The organism is Blautia hydrogenotrophica DSM 10507 (genome assembly GCF_034356035.1).
In the GTDB taxonomy this organism is placed as follows: domain Bacteria; phylum Bacillota; class Clostridia; order Lachnospirales; family Lachnospiraceae; genus Blautia_A; species Blautia_A hydrogenotrophica.
In genome coordinates, this window is the sequence record NZ_CP136423.1 from 1,117,850 (window position 1) to 1,135,731 (window position 17,882).

Consider the following 17,882-nt stretch of genomic DNA (forward strand, 5'->3'; position numbering starts at 1 on the left):
GGTATACTTTACAAATGATAGGCTGATAAGTAGTTAAGAGAATAAAGCAAGTATAAGGAGAAAAAGGAATGGGAGAATTGGAAACGAAACATCTATCTATGGTAGACATATTGCTTGAAACTCATATTGGGCTGGAACGTCAAGGTCCTGGAAGTTCTGAAGCAGTTGAACAAGCTCTAGGATTTCTAAAGCCATTAAATCAATTCTCAAAGATTGCAGATTTAGGATGCGGGACAGGAGGACAAACTTTGCTTTTAGCAAAGTATTTATCTGGTACGATCATTGGTCTGGATATGTTTTCTGATTTTATAGATAAATTGAATGAAAATGCTAGAAAGATGAAGTTAGATAATCGAGTAACAGGTATCATAGGTTCTATGGAGAAGCTGCCATTTCAAACAAAGTCTTTGGACTTAATCTGGTCAGAAGGTGCAATTGATAATATAGGTTTTAAAGAGGGACTTTCTCATTGGCACGGATTTCTTAAAAAGGGAGGCTTTATTGCGGTAACTTGTCCGTCTTGGCTTACAGAGGAAAGGCCGAATGTTGTAGAACGATTCTGGAATGATGCAGGAAGTCAATTGGAGACTATTAGTGATAATATAAAAATCATGCAAAAATGTGGTTATCAGTTTGTAGCATCTTTTGCTTTGCCACAAAAATGTTGGACAGAAAACTATTTTATTCCCCGTGAAAAGGCAATTAACAAACTTTTAGAAAAATATGCAGGGAATAAAATCATGATGGAGTACGCTGAACAGAATCGATATGAAACAGAACTTTATTCCAAGTATAGTCAGCATTATGGATATGTATTTTATATTGGAAAAGTTATTTAAATTTCAATTTGTATAGGAGACAAGATGTGATATCTAAAAGTATGGTGTCAAATTATGAAAAAATGAAAGATAGTATGGCAGGTAAATTTTTACAGTATGATCAGGAAGAAATCATTCAAAAGTTTTTGCTGGAGCATGACAGTAAATATATCTATATTCAGTTTGTGGGAAGAAGATATCGTATAAATCGCTTAACAGGAGCAATCAGCTGGTCCAAAGATCATTTTCAAACAGAAGAAAAAGCTGGGTATAATGAGGCTATGACAATATATGATGTTCTTTGCTACTCAAAAAAGAACTGCCATCTTGCAAATGAATGGGTAAATATAAATAGTTTAACCACTGTTCAAGGCGGCACATTAAAAAAAGAAAATGATTTTTTTCAAAGTCTTGGAAAACATGATAATTGGAAAACCAAAGTTCTGGCACAAGCGTGTGAGGCTCTCCATGGAAAAGACTTAAAAAAGAGTGATGTGGCCTATGAATTTGATTTATTTCCTTTTCTATCATTGATTCTGAGATATTGGGAAGCCGATGAAGATTTCCCTGCTACTATGCAAATTTGGACAGACAAAAATATCCTTGATTATATGCATTATGAAACGTTAATGTTTGCGGTTACACATATTATTGAGCGTATTAAAGATGAATATGAATTGATATATCAGAATTTCAATTTCACAGAATTGAGATAAGCTGTACTGACATAGATGCGCACGCCGCAATAAGGTGATTTACCCGCATAGCGGTGTTGCGGCGGCGCATAAGGTGGGGGATACCCTCAAGAAAAATGTCTCAGAGATTCTTCTGTGAGATGTTTGTCGTAATGCTGATGCAGCAATTTTTGTACAAGGAAGACATCGTTTTTGCGTACAGCATCTAAAATGTGTTGATGTTCCTGGAGATTCAACTGCCGGTTTTCCAGTTTTGCGTGATGATTCATTGTGACAGATAGGTATAGCAGGCTGGATAGACGGTCGAAAATTTCCAGAAGTTTATGGTTTTCACAGGCCAGAAGAAATCCTTTGTCAAAATTGATGGAAGCTGTGATAAAGCCATTGATGTCTCCTTCCTCGAAAACTGCTTGTTGTATATTCAGTTGGTTCTCCAGAATATTACAGAGATAGGAATTCTTTTTATCTTCCAGGCAGAGCTGGTAAGCGCCTAGTAGTTGCACCAGAATTGTTCGGTTGAGATCGCGGTAACTCTCCTGGGTAAAACCGATGACTCGAACTTTGTTGTTTAGACTGGCGACGACTAGTCCCTCTGCCTCTAACAGTGAAAGTGCTTCCCGCAGTGGAGTGTTGCTGGTTCCTAGCTCTTTAGAGAGCTGTACTAGATTCAGAGGGGTGTCCATAGGATATTCTAAGTTGAGAATCCTGTCTTTTATGATTTGGTAAATTTGTTCTTTCATACTTTGTTTTCTAATTTGAGCCATAGTGTTCCTCTTTATTGTTGATTCTATAGTTAGACGATGGGTTACATGTATTTTTTACATTATTAGGGAGGGCTCATCTATGTTGAAAAATAGAAGGCTTTTCCTATAATACAAACACTCCACTAAAGACGTGCACGCCACAATAAAATATCTCGCTGCACAGTAGTACTGCGATAGCGTGCAAAATGAGCTGGGTACCTCAAGACTGTGTGGATAGTGAGCTGAAAGAAGATTGCTCACTTTATTCTATTATAAGTGAAATTTAGTAAATTGTAAAAATAAATTTTTTTGACAAACTTATAAAAATCTCTTATAATAAAGAAAATGGATGAAAAGAGGAAGGATTATGAGAGAGTACGAAGTGATCTGGGAGATATTTAATAAGTGTCCGAATAATCAAATGCGAGATGTTTTTGTGGATGAGATTGTTATAGATGACCCGGAAAAATTTATTCAGGATAAGTTCAAAGGAAAAGAGGTATCCTATGAGAAGACTGTGCTAGAGGATGGTACGATTATTTTTGATATTGTTACCTCTCAAATTAAACAGAGATATTCCTTTACAGAGATATAAGAGATTGTTATAATAGAAGAAGTGCGAAAAAAATTTTTGCTGGAGGACAGTTAACAGGCAGGACACGAAGGAGGTAACTATGGGCACAGAAGAAAAAGAGGGGATTCACACTCACGTACTCCCGGATGGTGCGGTGATTTCACATGCGCATTCGCACGAACACGGTCATGGACATACCCATAGTCATGCGCATACAAAGGCGGTCTTAAATCGTCTGTCCAGAGCAATAGGCCACATGGAATCTATCAAACGGATGGTGGAGAGCGGTAGAGACTGTAGTGAAGTCTTGATTCAGCTCTCAGCGGTGAAAGCTGCCATTAACAATACAGGCAAAATTATCCTTCAGGATCACATTGAGCATTGTATTGTAGATGCTGTGGAACATGGAGACCAGGAGGCACTAAAAGAACTGGAAAAGGCAATTGACCGTTTTATAAAATAAAGGAACAGGAGAGATATTATGGCAAAGGAATGCAACAGTACATCATGTACAAAGGAAGACTGTGCCGGATGTTCACAGGCAAAAAAGCCTCAGAGCTTTCAGGTTGCAGCCAATGAATTTTCACAAGTAAAGAAAGTCATCGGAGTCATCAGCGGAAAAGGAGGCGTGGGAAAATCTTTTGTGACGGCGTCTCTGGCGAATATGATGGCTGCGAAGGGGTATCAAGTGGGCATTATGGATGCGGACATTACAGGTCCTTCGATTCCCAAAATGTATGGAATCAAGGGTACTGCGAAGGCGAGTGATGACGGAATTTATCCTATGATGGCACAAAATGGAATTAAGGTAATGTCTATTAATTTATTGCTTCCGACAGAAGAGACCCCGGTAATCTGGAGAGGTCCTGTGCTTGCAAATACAGTGAAGCAGTTTTGGACAGATGTAATTTGGGGAGATTTGGATTATCTCTTTGTGGATATGCCGCCGGGGACGGGGGATGTGCCGCTGACAGCGTTCCAGTCTCTGCCTATTGACGGTGTTGTGATCGTATCCTCCCCTCAAGATCTCGTGCGAATGATTGTCAAAAAGGCATATAATATGGCAGATATGATGCATGTTCCGGTTCTGGGGTTGGTGGAGAACTACAGCTACGTGAAGTGTCCGGACTGTGGGAAAGAGATTAAAATCTTTGGAGAGAGCCATATCGAGGAGATTGCTCAGGAGATTCAAGTGCCAATTTTAGGGAAGATGCCGATTGACATGGAACTGGCGAGAAAAGCGGACTGTGGAGCTTTCCATGAGATTCAGAATCTATATATTGAAAAAGCATATGAAGTAATGCCTAAATAAGGGCGACAGAAATTCAGCCACATGTAAGAGAATCTTTGATTCTTCCAGACATGTGGCTGAATTTTCATAAAAAAAGTGTTTGGTCTGTCAAAAAAGATATATTATATTTTGTATGCAGAATACAGAACAAATATTCTTGTGTAAAATTTACAATGATGAACTACTACTTTTTTCTTGTGTTATGTAAATTTAATTCAAAAAAATGAAGGCGAACGAGAGTATTTTAGTTGAGTGTACGAAATATGTAAACAATTTTTGAATCCCCTTGACAAATTGGAAAATCTGGGTAAAATAGCGGTAAACAAATTAATTAACAAGCGCACAGCGATGTGTTAGCTCCAATGAAAATTGGTAATTAAGGAGGAATCTGTTATGATGGAGCGTCAGATTAAATTATCAAGAGAAGATGTGCTAGATTTTGTAAATGCAGCAAGTAAATGTGACTGTGATATTGACATCTCTTACAACAGGGTAATCATCGATGCAAAGTCAATTCTCGGTATATTGAGTATGGATTTGAATCGTGTGCTCACAGTAAAATGTCATGGAGAAGATGGACAGTTTATGCAGAGCATCCAAAAATATGCAGTTGCATAATTGAGTAGAGTAAAGATCATCATACAAGAAAAGTTCCCCCTGTCGGAAGTCAATTTTGGCAGGGGGAGCTTTTTGTTATGTACGAGGAATTTCACCGCATAGCGGTGTTGCTGCGGCACGCAAAGTGGAACTGTGCCTTTCAAGACTAAGGAGACAGAGAGTTTAACTTTTACAATTTATTTACCTGATTACTGTGAATGGAGTGAAGAAGTAACTTAAAAGTGATATAATAGGTGAAAAAGCTGCGATGGAAGAGAAATTACTGCGGTCAGACCGGGAGGAGATAGGATGGAGAGACCTTGTATTCGGATTTCTGTGAGAAATCTGGTAGAGTTTATTTTAAGGAGCGGAGATCTGGACAACCGCAGGAGCAAAATGGCGGACAAGGAAGCCATGCTGATGGGAGGAAAAATTCACCGAAAGATACAAAAGAAGATGGAGAGCGCTTACCAGGCGGAAGTATCTTTGAGACATGAAACGATCTACGAGGAATTTTCGATTCAGGTGGAGGGAAGGGCTGACGGCATATCAAGAGCGCAGGACGTGGTGTTGGTGGATGAGATCAAAGGAGTTTACCGGGACCTTGCGCGTCTGGAAAGTCCTGTGGAAGTGCACGAGGCGCAGGCGAAATGCTATGCGTATTTTTATGCCTATGACCATCAGCAGAAGGCCATGCAGGTACAACTTACCTACTGTAATATGGAGACAGAAGATATCAAGAGGTTTTGTAAAACTTATACTTTTGAGGAATTGGAGCTTTGGTATCAAAAGCTGGTGGATGAGTATTATCGGTGGGTGCGCTTTCAATTTCAGTGGAGGAAGCGCAGGGATCAATCCATGGAGGGAGTGGAATTTCCCTTTGAGTATCGGCGTGGTCAGAAGGAAATCGTGGCGGGGGTGTACCATGTCATTCAGAAGAAAAAGCAGCTGTTTCTCCAAGCTCCCACAGGAGTGGGAAAGACGATGTCCACGGTTTATCCGTCAGTCCGGGCTGTCGGTGCGGGGCTGGCTGAGAAAATTTTCTATTTGACGGCGAAGACAATCACACGTACCGTGGCACAGGAAGCCTTTTTGCTGCTGCAGGAAAAGGGGGTAGAGTTTAAGGTTGCGACGATTACTGCCAAGGAAAAACTCTGCCTGTGCGATGAGATGGAATGCAATCCTCAGGAATGTCCCTATGCTCGGGGGCATTTTGACCGGATTAATGAGGCTGTCTATGAATTATGGACCACGAAAAATCACTACACCAGGGACATTTTACAGGAACACGCGAGAAAATGGCAGGTATGTCCTTTTGAAATGTGCTTAGACTTATCCGTCTGGACAGACGGAGTGATCTGTGACTATAACTATGTGTTTGACCCTAATGTATATCTGAAACGTTTTTTTGCCGAGGGCACAAAGGGAGATTATATTTTTCTGATTGATGAAGCTCATAACCTGGTGGACAGAGGTAGACAGATGTACAGTGCTGCTCTATATAAGGAAGAAGTTCTAAAAATACGAAAAAGCTTAAAGCCTTATGGCGGAAAAGTGATTCGTGAACTGAATCGTCTGAATCAGTTTTTGCTGGAGCTAAAAAGAGAATGTGAAAGCTATGAGGTTTTGGAGAGTATAGGAAATTTACCTGTATTATTGATGAAGGTGATGGGAGAACTAGAAAGCTTTTTGGAGGAGCCTCCGCAGCCAGAGGTGGGAAAAGAAGCTCTGGAATTCTATTTCACAGTTCGGGATTTCCTAAATATCTGTGATCTGCTGGATGAAAATTATAAGATTTATGTCCAAAACCTGGAAGATGGAGGGTTTCAGTTGAGGCTGTTCTGTGTCAATCCAGCTAAAAATCTGGAAAATTGTCTGGAAAAAGGAAGCTGTGCAGTGTTTTTCTCAGCGACCTTGTTGCCTCTGCGTTATTATCGCCGTGTGTTTAGTACCCATGAGGATGACTATGCGATCTGCGCAGCGTCCCCATTTTCGCAGGAGAGAAGATGTCTTCTGGTGGGGGCAGATGTGAGCAGCAAGTATACGAGAAGAGGGTATGGAGAGTATCGGAGGATTGCGGAATATATCGCAAGGGCTGTGAATACTCACCCAGGAAATTATATGGTGTTTTTTCCCTCACATCGCCTTTTGAGGGATGTGTATGAGATTTATGAGCAGGAATTTTCCATGCCCCATGTGCACAGTTTATGTCAGTCTTCGGTGATGAGCGAGCAAGAGAGAGAGAGTTTTCTTTCTGAGTTTCAAAGCGGGCGGGGAACCCTGGTTGGCTTTTGTGTCATGGGTGGAATTTTTTCAGAGGGAATTGATCTTTTGGGAGATAGACTGATTGGCGCATTGATTGTGGGAACGGGAATTCCACAGGTGGGAACAGAAAATGAGATTTTGAAGGCGTTTTACGATGAGCGGGGAGAAAATGGTTTTGACTATGCTTATCGTTATCCAGGCATGAATAAAGTGCTTCAGGCAGCAGGAAGAGTCATACGGACACAGAAGGATAGGGGAATTATTTTGCTGTTGGATGAGAGATTTTGCCAGAGGGAAAATCTGAGTCTATTTCCTGAGGAGTGGAGTAATTATCAAGTTAGTAAGATCACCAGCGTGGAAAAACAATTGAAAAAATTTTGGGCAGGGGAGGCAAGTGAGTGAACAGGAATGATTAGACAGGGAAAATGGGAGATTCTGTAAGTTATTCTTGACTAAAATGGTATAAATTGATATAATTTTATCAGACCGTGGCAGTATGGGGATTCTGCCGACGGCAAGCTGCCTGGAACGGAAGATCAGGAGCTTGAGTATCAGGAAAGTACATCAAACGTTTAAAGGAGGATTTCTAAAAATGAATCAGTGTTACGGATGTTCAACATGTAAGAGCGCAGACAAGCCGTTAGAGGGATACATAGCATCTCTTCCGATGGAGACTTCCCATCATAGAGTGGAAAGCCAGAGCACGAAATGCGGATTTGGACTTCAGGGGGTCTGTTGCCGACTGTGTTCTAATGGTCCTTGCCGAATTACGCCGAAGGCTCCGAGAGGAATCTGCGGTGCTACAGCGGACGTGATTGTCACCAGAAATTTCCTGCGCGCAGTGGCGGCAGGTTCAGGCTGTTATATTCACATTGTGGAAAATACTGCGCTGAATGTTCTAAAGACTGCTCAGGCAAAAGGTGAGATCAAAGGAGAAAAGGCTCTAGAGCATTTAGCTGAGAAACTGGGTGTCACCGGCAAAGATAAATACGAAAAAGCTGAAAAAGTTGCGAAAGCGGTTTTGGAGGACTTATATAAACCAGAATATGAAAAGATGGCATTGGTGGAAAAGTTGGCTTACGCTCCGCGTTTCCAGAGATGGCAGGAGTTGGGAATTCTCCCAGGAGGAGCAAAGGGAGAGGTCTTCCATGGCGTTGTGAAATGTTCCACGAATCTGAATTCTGACCCAGTAGACATGTTGACTGATTGCCTGAAGCTGGGAATTTCCACGGGACTTTACGGCTTGACTCTTACGAACCTGTTGAACGATGTGCTGCTGGGAGAGCCTGAACTTCGCATGGCTCCGGTGGGCCTGCGTGTGGTGGACCCGGACTACATCAACATTATGATTACCGGGCATCAGCACACAATTTTTGTGGATTTGCAGGAAAAACTGAGAAGCCCGGAGGCTGTTGCAAAGGCACAGGCGGCCGGCGCGAAAGGCTTTAAGCTGGTGGGCTGTACCTGTGTGGGACAGGATCTACAGCTTCGCGGAGCTCACTATGCGGATATCTTTGAAGGGCATGCAGGAAACAACTATACCAGCGAGGCAGTTTTGGCCACCGGAGGCATCGACGCGGTGCTGTCTGAGTTTAACTGTACTCTGCCTGGCATTGAGCCGATCTGCGAGGAATTGATGATTAAGCAGATCTGTCTAGACGATGTAGCGAAGAAGGCAAATGCCGAGATGAAGCCGTTTGTATTTGAGAAGAGAGAAGAGCAGAGTCAGGAGATCATTGACGAGATCATTGAGGCATATAAAGCCAGAAGAGGCAAGGTGCAGATGAATCTGTTCCCGGAGCATGGAAATGACGACACGCTGACTGGAGTCAGTGAAGGTTCTCTGAAAGAGTTCTTGGGTGGGAACTGGAAGCCATTGATTGATCTGATCGTGGCTGGTGAGATCAAGGGAATTGCCGGTGTGGTAGGATGCTCGAATCTGACCGCAGGCGGACATGATGTGCTCTCTGTGGAGCTGACGAAGGAGCTGATTGCAAAGGATATCTTGGTGCTGACCGCAGGCTGTTCTTCAGGAGGAATTGAGAACTGTGGGCTGATGGAACCGGAAGCTGCGAAACTGGCCGGACCGAAGCTGCGTGCAGTCTGTGAGAAACTGAACATTCCGCCGGTACTGAATTTTGGTCCCTGTCTGGCAATCGGACGTCTGGAGATTGTGGCTACGGAGTTGGCAGAGGCGATTGGCGTGGATATGCCGCAGTTGCCATTGGTGTTGTCCGCAGCTCAGTGGCTGGAAGAGCAGGCATTGGCAGACGGATGCTTTGGCCTTGCGCTGGGACTGCCACTGCACCTGGGACTGCCGCCGTTTGTGACAGGTAGCAAGCTGGTGACGAAGGTACTGACAGAAGATATGAAGCAGCTCACAGGCGGACAGGTGATTATCAATGGAGATGCCAAGGAATCCGCGGATATCCTGGAGAAGATCATCTTAGAAAAACGTCAGGGACTGAATATATAAGGAGGCGTCTATGAAGAGGATTATCATTGACGCCGAGAAATGCGATGGGTGTAAAAGCTGTAGCTTAGCCTGTATGCAGGCCCATCGCAAGGATGAGGGCGATATCTATACGCTGGATTTAGGGGATATCAAGAATGAGTCCAGGAATTATATTTATAAGCAGAAAAATGGAGGCTATACACCGATCTTCTGCCGGCACTGCGACGAGCCGGAATGTGTGCTTTCCTGCATGAGCGGAGCACTCTTTAAGGATCCGCAGGATGGACATGTATACTATGACTCGGAAAAATGTGGTTCCTGTTTCATGTGTGTGATGAACTGTCCGTATGGAGTTTTAAAGCCGGATGAGGCCACCAGGAGTGTTGTAATCAAATGTGATTTCTGCAAAGACCAGGGCGGTGAGCCAAGCTGCGTAAAGGCCTGTCCCAAAGAGGCAATCTGGGTAGAGGAGGTGCAGCCATGAAGCATGTGATTGTGGGAATTGGCGCTGCCGGCATGACAGCGGCGAGAACTTTAAGAGAACTAAGACCGGAGGATGAGATCGTGATGCTCTCTGTGGATGAGAAGCCTCATTCCCGGTGTATGCTGCACAAATATCTCAGCCATGAGAGGGATGCTGAAAGTCTTAATTTTGTTCCCAAGGACTTTTTTGAGAAAAACCGGATATGGCAGATTCCAGGTTATCGGATGAACGGGCTGGACACCGGAAAGAAAAAGGTCTATTATGGAGATGGAATGGCGTGTGATTATGATAAACTGTTGATTGCCACAGGTGCAGAGAGCTTTATTCCTCCAGTGGGAGCTCTGCGCACAGCGCCAAATGTTTTTGGGCTTCGTCATTTGCAGGATGCACAGGGCATTGATGAGTGTGCAAAGAAGGCCCAGAACGTGGTGATTATTGGTTCCGGGCTGGTTGGCTTAGATGCAGCTAGTGGTCTGTTAGAACAAGGAAAACGGGTTATCATCGTGGAGATGGCTGAGAGAATCCTGCCGATTCAGTTGGACGAAAAAGGTGCCTGCGAGTATCAGAGACGCTTCGAAGCGGCGGGATGTCAGTTCCGTTTGGGACGAAAAGGCGTGGATACGGTGTGCAATGACAGCGGTGAGGTGGTCCAGGTGGTGCTGGACGACGGAGAAAAGCTGGATTGCGATTTGGTGATTGTAGCGGCAGGAGTCCGCAGTGCCGTGGCGGGGTTAGAGGACAGCGGTCTGGACATAGACCGTGGAATTAAGGTCAATGGTTATATGCAGACCAGTGCTCCGGAGGTCTATGCGGCCGGAGATGTCACTGGTTTGTCCGGAATATGGCCCAATGCGATGAAGCAGGGTAAGATCGCTGCTCAGAATATGGCTCTTGGAAATCAGTATATGTATGTGGACCGCTTTGCGGCGAAGAATACGATTAATTTTTTTGGTTTGGTGTCCCTGTGTGTAGGAGCACTGAATCCAGAAGAAGGAGATCTTGTAGTTCTAAGGGAAAGTCACGAAAATTACGAGAGAGCGATTATTCGGAATCACCGCCTTGTAGGCTTTTTAGCTCAGGGAGATATCTCCCATGCAGGAATTTACCAATATTTGATTAAGAACGAAGTTGATATCCAAGAGTTTGAAGCTCAGATCTTTGATGTGAACTTTGGGAATTTTTTTGGAATCAAGGAAAACGGAGAATACATTTGGAGTGTATAAAGGCTGGCTTAAGATTGGCCTTTTAGCGGCGGGCCTGTGCCTTACGACCGAGGTACAGGCGGCCGGCTTTCTATCGAAGACCGAGCAGGCGGTGCAGATGCTGTCTGACAGTCTGACAGGTGAAAAGAACCGGCAAAGCCCTCTATACGAAGTTCTGGGAGAAGGAAGATACCGGATTGGCAGGCAGACTTATGAGCTTGATCAAAATGGAAAGCTTCTGGAAATAAAAGAGTACTCAGAAAAAGAGAAGTCAGAGGATAAAGACGGCGCCAAAAAAGGTACAGAAGAAAACGAGAGTGGGCGAACGGTAGTCCGCAAAAAGAGACAATTAAAGACACAGAAAGAAACGACGGGCCTTGGTGTACTGAAGACAGTACTGGAAGGCTCTATTTTCAGTTATTCGGGGAAATGGGAAATCTATGTCAAAGATCTAAAAAATGACACAGAGCTGGAAATAGGTGATTCTCCCGCTTCCTCTGCGAGCCTGATTAAGACTTTTGTGATGGCCGCGGTCTATGACCAGATTGAGGCTGGAAATTTAAAGGAGAGCAGGGAGCTGAACCATCTGCTGGAACTGATGATTACGGTCAGCGACAATGAAGCTTACAATGAGTTGATGCGCCGTCTAGGCGGCGGGGACTTTATCACAGGATGCCAGAGGGTGAATCAGTATCTGGAGCGGGAGGGGTACGAAAATACAGAGGTGCATCATACTTTGCACCCTTCCTCTTCGGCCAGCCTAGGTGACGGCGGGAGCAATCTGACCAGTGTGAAGGACTGCGGAAAACTTTTGGAGCGCATTTATTATGGGGACTGTGTCAGCGAGACAGCGTCGGTGAAGATGCTGAAATGGCTGTGCAGGCAGCAGACGGACTGGAAAATTCCCGCAGGGATACCTAAGGGAATCCAGATAGCGAACAAGACGGGAGAGACAGACACCTGCCAGCATGATATCGCAATCGTCTATGCCCCTTCTACCACCTATCTTCTATGTGTGATGAGCTGTGAACTTTTGTCTGAGAATGAAGGGATCAGCAGAATTCAGCAGCTGTCTGCTCAGGTCTATGAATATTTTCTGGAAGATTAAACGGTGCAATCAGGAATGAAAATATTCCAGAAATTTTTGTGCCGCGGGCGCGAGCAGCTCCTGACGTGTCAGCAGAAGCTGGCGCGGAGGGAGCTTTTCTTGTAGGCTTAAACAGAAAAGATCTCTCATTTCCGTGAGCATATAATCTGGTACAAAGGCGATGCCAAGGCCGATACGGGCTAAATCTATCAGAAGGTCATTGCTGCTTAGCTCCACCTCTGGAATCAGCTTTAACCGGCGGTTGGAAAAAAGGCTGTAGAGATACTCACTGGTGGTACTTCGGCTCAGCATCAAAATTGGATAGTCCATCAGTTCTTGAAAAGTTAACGCGCGTTCCTGTAGCGGAAAGGCAGAGGGATTTGCCACAAATACATCCTGGAATTGAAAGATGGGAAAGGCAGGGTAGGCAGGAGACAGATGGGAGTTCGGGGAATTTGTCACAATGAAATCTACCTGTCCGTCTCGGAGCAATTGCGCACAGCCGATGGAAGTCTGGTTGGTGACACGGATGCGCACGTCGGGATGTTCTTTGTGAAACCTCTGGAGGTAGGGAATCAGAAAATACCTGCAAATGGTATCACTGGCTCCGATGCGCAGCTGGCCTTGCAGGGTGGTATTTTCACTCAGGAGAGTTTCTCCTTTTTGAATCAGATGAATCGCCGGTTCGATATGAGACAACAGCATTTCGCCCTCGGCAGTCAGTAAGACCCGCTTGGTGTTTCGGATGAACAGAGTGCGGCCCAGTTTTTTTTCTAGAGTCTTGATGGATTGACTGACAGCAGATTGGGAAATGTATAGTTGTTTGGAGGCTTCTGAAAAACTCAAAGAAGAAGCCACATAATAAAAAACCTTATAAAGTTCTAGACTGATGTCCATAATTTTCTCCATTATTAGTGGTTCTAATAAATAATATTAGATATATTAATTTTACTAATGATATTACCTATGATACTATGGAATTATCTAGTTGACAAGTATATTGTATAGCGGAAGGTTACAAAAAAGTAATTATTCAGCCATAATAGCTCGGATTAGCTGCTGCGCAGCTTATATCGCCGCATATGCGGCGAAATCCTCGCTTATGGCTAAGCGCCATATGCCTGATAAGAGCAAAATTCTTCTGTGAGCAAGCTTGCTCCGGTTTTTGTTCTTAGCAGTCGCATGGCGGAATAGTTGCTACAAAAAAGAAAGCGAGGATACCTAATGAGTAACGTAAGACGTGTCTACGTGGAAAAAAAGCCTGCTTTTGCAGTGCAGGCCAGGGAGCTGAAGCATGAGATCAGTAGCTATTTGGGGATTCAGACGGTTACAAATGTGAGAGTGCTGATTCGCTATGATGTGGAGAATATCTCAGACGAAAGTTTTGAGAAAGCCTGCCAAACTGTGTTTGCAGAGCCGCCTGTAGATGAGCTTTACAGAGAGGATTTTGAGGCAAAGCAGGGAGCGAGAATTTTTTCTGTGGAATATTTGCCAGGACAGTTTGACCAGAGAGCAGACTCAGCAGTACAGTGCGTACAGTTTTTAAGAGAGGATGAGGAGCCGATCATTCGCTCTGCGACCACCTATGTGATCGAGGGAGAGATCAGTGAGGATGAGTATGAGGCGATTAAAAACCACTGTATCAACCCGGTAGATTCCAGAGAGACCAGCTTGGATAAGCCGCAGACTTTGGTGACAGAGTTTGAGGACCCCCAAGATGTGAAAATTTTCCATGGATTTAAGGATATGGAAGAAGCAGATCTAAAAGAGCTTTATGACTCTTTGGGATTGGCGATGACTTTTAAGGATTTCCAGCACATTCAGAACTATTTTTGCAATGAGGAAAAGAGGGACCCATCTGTGACAGAGATTCGGGTGTTGGATACTTACTGGTCTGATCATTGCCGTCATACGACTTTTTCCACCGAGCTGAAAGAGGTGACTTTTGGCGAGGGAGACTATCGTGAGCCGTTGGTGAAGACATACGAGGATTATCTGAATACTCATAGAGAGATGTACCAGGGTAGAGACGATAAATTTGTGTGTCTAATGGATTTGGCTCTGATGGCGATGCGTAAATTAAAAGCGGAAGGCAAGTTGGAAGACCAGGAGGAATCCGAAGAGATCAATGCGTGCAGTATTGTAGTTCCGGTGGACGTGGACGGAGTAGAAGAAGAGTGGCTCATTAATTTTAAAAATGAGACCCACAACCATCCTACGGAGATCGAACCCTTTGGAGGGGCCGCTACTTGTCTGGGAGGAGCAATCCGTGACCCGCTTTCAGGACGTACCTATGTGTACCAGGCTATGCGTGTGACAGGGGCAGCAGATCCGACGGTATCTGTAAAGGAGACCATGAAGGGAAAACTGCCTCAGAAGAAACTGGTAAGAGGTGCGGCCCATGGTTACAGCTCTTATGGAAATCAGATCGGCCTGGCTACCGGTTATGTGAAGGAGATTTATCATCCGGATTATGTGGCGAAGAGGATGGAGATCGGCGCTGTTATGGGAGCGGCTCCCAGACGTGCAGTCATCCGGGAGACTTCTGATCCGGGAGATATCATTATTCTGCTGGGAGGACGTACTGGACGAGATGGAATCGGCGGTGCCACTGGTTCTTCTAAGGTGCACACGGAAGCTTCGATCGAGGTATGTGGCGCTGAGGTGCAGAAGGGAAATGCTCCGACTGAGCGCAAGATTCAGAGGATGTTCCGTCGAGAAGAAGTCAGCAGACTGATTAAAAAATGCAATGATTTTGGCGCAGGTGGCGTGTCTGTGGCTATCGGTGAATTGGCGCCGGGCCTGAAGGTAAATCTGGATAAGGTTCCAAAGAAATATGCGGGGCTGGACGGAACAGAGATCGCGATCTCAGAGTCCCAGGAGAGAATGGCTGTGGTTGTGGACCCCAAAGATGTGAAGGAATTTTTAAAATATGCGAATGAGGAGAATCTGGAAGCCATTGAGGTGGCAGTGGTTACAAAGGAACCGCGTTTGGTGTTGGAATGGAGAGAGAAAGAGATTGTCAATATTTCCCGTGCTTTTTTGGATACCAACGGCGCACACCAGGAGACTACGGTTGCTGTGGATATCCCAAACCAAGAGGGTAGTTTGTTTGTGAGAAAAGAAATCGGGGATGAGAAAGAGAAATGGCTGGAAACTCTGGCCGACTTGAACACCTGTTCCCAAAAAGGGCTGGTGGAAATGTTCGACGGTTCCATCGGTGCAGGGTCTGTCTTTATGCCATACGGCGGACAGTATCAGGCCACAGAGACCCAGACCATGGTAGCAAAAGTGCCAGTGCTGAAAGGAAATACCAACACAGTGACTATGATGAGTTATGGATTCGACCCATATCTGTCTAGTTGGAGTCCGTATCACGGCGCGGCCTATGCGGTGACAGAATCCGTAGCCAGAATCGTGGCGTCCGGCGGTGATTATAAGAAGATTCGCTTTACCTTCCAGGAGTATTTCCGCAGAATGACGGAGGAGCCGTCCCGCTGGAGCCAGCCGTTTGCTGCGTTGTTGGGAGCTTATGCGGCGCAGATGGGCTTTGGGCTGCCTTCTATTGGCGGAAAGGACAGTATGTCAGGTACCTTTAATGACATTGATGTTCCGCCTACTCTGGTTTCTTTTGCCGTGGATGTGGCAAAATTGCAGGATGTGATTACACCTGAGCTGAAAAAGGCTGGAAATAAACTGGTTTGGCTTCATGTGCCGAGAGCGGAGTATGAGCTACCGGATTATAAGGCTTTGATGGAACAGTATGAGAAACTGCATCAGGATATTCAAGCGGGCCGTGTGGTATCCGCCTATGCGGTAGACCGCCAAGGAATCGCTGCGGCAGTCAGCAAGATGGCCTTTGGAAACCGAAAAGGTGTGAAGATTGAGCACAATGTGGATAAGAGAGATCTGTTTGTGCCAGGCTTTGGGGATATCATCTGTGAGGTGGCTGACGGCAAAGTGGGCGAGCTGGCAATCACTTATACGGTGATCGGAGAGGTTCTGGAAGAGCAGGAATTTACTCACGGTGATGTGAGAATCTCTTTGGACGAGGCATTGGTTTCCTGGAAGGGCACCCTGGAGAAAGTGTTTGCTACTCATTCCGGTGCGCAGCCGCAGCAGGAACGTGAGGCTGTGAAAGCCGCTGCTGACGGAAATGGAGAAGTAAAGGACGGACTGTATCACGCAAAGAAGGTCTATGTGTGCAAAAATAAAGTTGCAAAACCGAGGGTCTTCATACCAGTATTTCCAGGGACGAACTGCGAGTATGACAGCACCAGGGCTTTTGAACGGGCAGGCGCCGAGGTAGATGTAAAAGTGTTTAAGAACCTCACGGCTGAGGACATTCGGGATTCCGTGGAGATTTTTGAGAAAGCCATCGGACAGGCACAGATGATTATGTTCCCGGGCGGATTTTCAGCGGGAGACGAGCCGGATGGTTCCGCGAAATTCTTTGCGACGGCTTTCCAGAACGCAAAGATGAAGGAAGCTGTTATGAGACTGCTCAATGAGAGGGACGGCTTGGCGTTGGGAATCTGCAACGGTTTCCAGGCTCTGATTAAGCTTGGACTTGTACCCTGCGGTGAGATTGTTGGACAGACGGAAAATTCTCCGACTCTGACCTTTAATACTATTGGACGCCACATTTCTAAAATGGTGTACACAAAAGTGGTTTCCAACAAATCGCCATGGCTAGCACAGGCTGAGCTGGGCAAGGTGTACTGTAATCCGGCGTCCCACGGAGAAGGGCGTTTTGTGGCCAGTGATGAGTGGCTTCAAAAACTTTTCGCTAACGGCCAGGTGGCTACTCAGTATGTGACTCCGGAAGGAGAACTGAGAGTGAATGACGAGGAGTGGAATGTCAATGGTTCATACTGTGCGATTGAAGGTATCACAAGCCCGGACGGAAGGGTGCTGGGCAAGATGGCGCACAGCGAGCGCAGGGACCGTGGAGTCGCGATGAATATCTACGGAGAGCAGGACATTCGTATTTTTGAGTCGGGTGTGCAGTATTTTAAATAATAGACATATTAAGAGAAAACTGTCTAAAGTGTCAGAAAACGTTGGTTATTTTGTACGGTTTCGATAGGTTGCTACCAATTTTGAGAATATAGTAGTATATTAAATTTAAACCTAGGTGAACTTAAAAATGTCTTGTCAGTTCTCTCATATCCGCAGTTCTTGCGATGTCTGTTCAGATGGAAACTGTATATAAGGCATAACAGAAAAGAGCTTTCACATGCAAAAAGTGAAAGCTCTTTTTTGTGTGCATCGCGAAGTGTGTTACTGCTCACAAACCGCAAGCGAGTGAACAGTAACTGGACGGAAGAATTAGAGGGTGATTTTCAGACAATTTCCTTTCTTTTTTATTCTTTAGAAGGCATAATATCATTGTTATAATTATCTGTTTTAAAACTTGATATGTAGAAATGATTATGGCATTACTTCAGGAAAAATCATATACGATTGACGATATTTACGCATTGTCAGATGGAACGAGAGCTGAATTGATTGACGGGGATTTAAAGATTAAAATCGAATAGCTGTTGCGCGTTATCAAAGGAGTGAAAGAGTCCTGGCAAGGGCTCTTTTGCTTTGCAAAAAATGAAAGTAATTTCGAGGGTTTTACAGCTGAGGTGGTGACATAGGTGCGGAGCCCATAGGTAATCAC

General features: G+C 44.9%; 14 protein-coding genes. 12 read left to right on the plus strand and 2 right to left on the minus strand.

What is annotated here, in order from left to right; genetic code table 11:
* Window positions 1-68: 68 nt before the first annotated feature.
* Both BLHYD_RS05320 and BLHYD_RS05325 read left to right on the plus strand, forming a co-directional pair.
* A complete protein-coding gene (locus BLHYD_RS05320; RefSeq protein WP_005949711.1) occupies window positions 69-839 on the plus strand; it encodes a class I SAM-dependent methyltransferase in 771 nt (256 codons plus the stop codon).
* Between the two features lie 26 nt (window positions 840-865).
* Entirely contained in the window at window positions 866-1,534 is a 669-nt protein-coding gene (locus BLHYD_RS05325; RefSeq protein ID WP_055165474.1) for a DUF3786 domain-containing protein, read from the plus strand.
* An 86-nt stretch (window positions 1,535-1,620) separates the two neighbouring features.
* Here BLHYD_RS05325 and BLHYD_RS05330 read toward each other — a convergent pair whose 3' ends face one another.
* The gene (locus BLHYD_RS05330; RefSeq protein WP_005949717.1) at window positions 1,621-2,277 is read right to left on the minus strand and encodes a GntR family transcriptional regulator; all 657 of its coding nucleotides are present in this window, start codon (window positions 2,275-2,277) and stop codon (window positions 1,621-1,623) included.
* Between the two features lie 346 nt (window positions 2,278-2,623).
* Between BLHYD_RS05330 and BLHYD_RS05335 the strand changes: the two genes are divergently transcribed.
* From BLHYD_RS05335 to BLHYD_RS05375, 9 genes are all read left to right on the plus strand, one after another.
* Complete coding sequence (locus tag BLHYD_RS05335; protein WP_021845387.1) at window positions 2,624-2,851, plus strand: hypothetical protein; 228 nt, start codon at window positions 2,624-2,626, stop codon at window positions 2,849-2,851.
* Between the two features lie 79 nt (window positions 2,852-2,930).
* Window positions 2,931-3,293 (plus strand): metal-sensing transcriptional repressor, encoded by a 363-nt coding sequence (locus tag BLHYD_RS05340; protein ID WP_005949721.1) that lies wholly within the window; start codon window positions 2,931-2,933, stop codon window positions 3,291-3,293.
* A gap of 18 nt (window positions 3,294-3,311) precedes the next feature.
* Window positions 3,312-4,142 carry an Mrp/NBP35 family ATP-binding protein gene (locus tag BLHYD_RS05345; protein ID WP_005949723.1) on the plus strand — a complete coding sequence of 277 codons (831 nt, stop codon included), beginning with the start codon at window positions 3,312-3,314 and terminating at the stop codon, window positions 4,140-4,142.
* A gap of 372 nt (window positions 4,143-4,514) precedes the next feature.
* Entirely contained in the window at window positions 4,515-4,739 is a 225-nt protein-coding gene (locus tag BLHYD_RS05350) for an HPr family phosphocarrier protein (RefSeq protein ID WP_005949731.1), read from the plus strand.
* 288 nt (window positions 4,740-5,027) lie between these two features.
* Window positions 5,028-7,385, plus strand: a complete 2,358-nt coding sequence (locus BLHYD_RS05355) for an ATP-dependent DNA helicase (protein WP_005949733.1) — start codon at window positions 5,028-5,030, stop codon at window positions 7,383-7,385.
* 190 nt (window positions 7,386-7,575) lie between these two features.
* Window positions 7,576-9,459 carry an anaerobic carbon-monoxide dehydrogenase catalytic subunit gene (gene cooS, locus BLHYD_RS05360; protein ID WP_021845384.1) on the plus strand — a complete coding sequence of 628 codons (1,884 nt, stop codon included), beginning with the start codon at window positions 7,576-7,578 and terminating at the stop codon, window positions 9,457-9,459.
* A gap of 10 nt (window positions 9,460-9,469) precedes the next feature.
* The gene (locus tag BLHYD_RS05365; protein WP_005949737.1) at window positions 9,470-9,922 is read left to right on the plus strand and encodes a 4Fe-4S dicluster domain-containing protein; all 453 of its coding nucleotides are present in this window, start codon (window positions 9,470-9,472) and stop codon (window positions 9,920-9,922) included.
* A complete protein-coding gene (locus BLHYD_RS05370; RefSeq protein WP_005949739.1) occupies window positions 9,919-11,145 on the plus strand; it encodes an NAD(P)/FAD-dependent oxidoreductase in 1,227 nt (408 codons plus the stop codon). The genes BLHYD_RS05365 and BLHYD_RS05370 overlap by 4 nt, the downstream gene beginning before the upstream one ends.
* On the plus strand, window positions 11,138-12,232 hold the full coding sequence (locus BLHYD_RS05375) for a serine hydrolase (RefSeq protein WP_005949741.1): 1,095 nt from the start codon (window positions 11,138-11,140) through the stop codon (window positions 12,230-12,232). Before BLHYD_RS05370 ends, BLHYD_RS05375 begins: the two co-directional genes overlap by 8 nt.
* A 9-nt stretch (window positions 12,233-12,241) precedes the next feature.
* Here BLHYD_RS05375 and BLHYD_RS05380 read toward each other — a convergent pair whose 3' ends face one another.
* A complete protein-coding gene (locus BLHYD_RS05380) occupies window positions 12,242-13,108 on the minus strand; it encodes a LysR family transcriptional regulator (protein ID WP_021845381.1) in 867 nt (288 codons plus the stop codon).
* 327 nt (window positions 13,109-13,435) lie between these two features.
* On the opposite strand from BLHYD_RS05380, the gene BLHYD_RS05385 reads away from it, so the two are divergent.
* The gene (locus tag BLHYD_RS05385; protein ID WP_021845380.1) at window positions 13,436-17,233 is read left to right on the plus strand and encodes a phosphoribosylformylglycinamidine synthase; all 3,798 of its coding nucleotides are present in this window, start codon (window positions 13,436-13,438) and stop codon (window positions 17,231-17,233) included.
* Window positions 17,234-17,882 lie beyond the last annotated feature (649 nt).

Coding starts and splice junctions, on each gene's coding strand:
- BLHYD_RS05320 (WP_005949711.1), top strand. CDS start 69: ATGGGAGAATTGGAAACGAAACATCTATCTATGGTAGACATATTGCTT.
- BLHYD_RS05330 (WP_005949717.1), bottom strand. CDS start 2,277: ATGGCTCAAATTAGAAAACAAAGTATGAAAGAACAAATTTACCAAATC.
- BLHYD_RS05335 (WP_021845387.1), top strand. CDS start 2,624: ATGAGAGAGTACGAAGTGATCTGGGAGATATTTAATAAGTGTCCGAAT.
- BLHYD_RS05340 (WP_005949721.1), top strand. CDS start 2,931: ATGGGCACAGAAGAAAAAGAGGGGATTCACACTCACGTACTCCCGGAT.
- BLHYD_RS05345 (WP_005949723.1), top strand. CDS start 3,312: ATGGCAAAGGAATGCAACAGTACATCATGTACAAAGGAAGACTGTGCC.
- BLHYD_RS05350 (WP_005949731.1), top strand. CDS start 4,515: ATGATGGAGCGTCAGATTAAATTATCAAGAGAAGATGTGCTAGATTTT.
- BLHYD_RS05355 (WP_005949733.1), top strand. CDS start 5,028: ATGGAGAGACCTTGTATTCGGATTTCTGTGAGAAATCTGGTAGAGTTT.
- cooS (WP_021845384.1), top strand. CDS start 7,576: ATGAATCAGTGTTACGGATGTTCAACATGTAAGAGCGCAGACAAGCCG.
- BLHYD_RS05365 (WP_005949737.1), top strand. CDS start 9,470: ATGAAGAGGATTATCATTGACGCCGAGAAATGCGATGGGTGTAAAAGC.
- BLHYD_RS05370 (WP_005949739.1), top strand. CDS start 9,919: ATGAAGCATGTGATTGTGGGAATTGGCGCTGCCGGCATGACAGCGGCG.
- BLHYD_RS05380 (WP_021845381.1), bottom strand. CDS start 13,108: ATGGACATCAGTCTAGAACTTTATAAGGTTTTTTATTATGTGGCTTCT.
- BLHYD_RS05385 (WP_021845380.1), top strand. CDS start 13,436: ATGAGTAACGTAAGACGTGTCTACGTGGAAAAAAAGCCTGCTTTTGCA.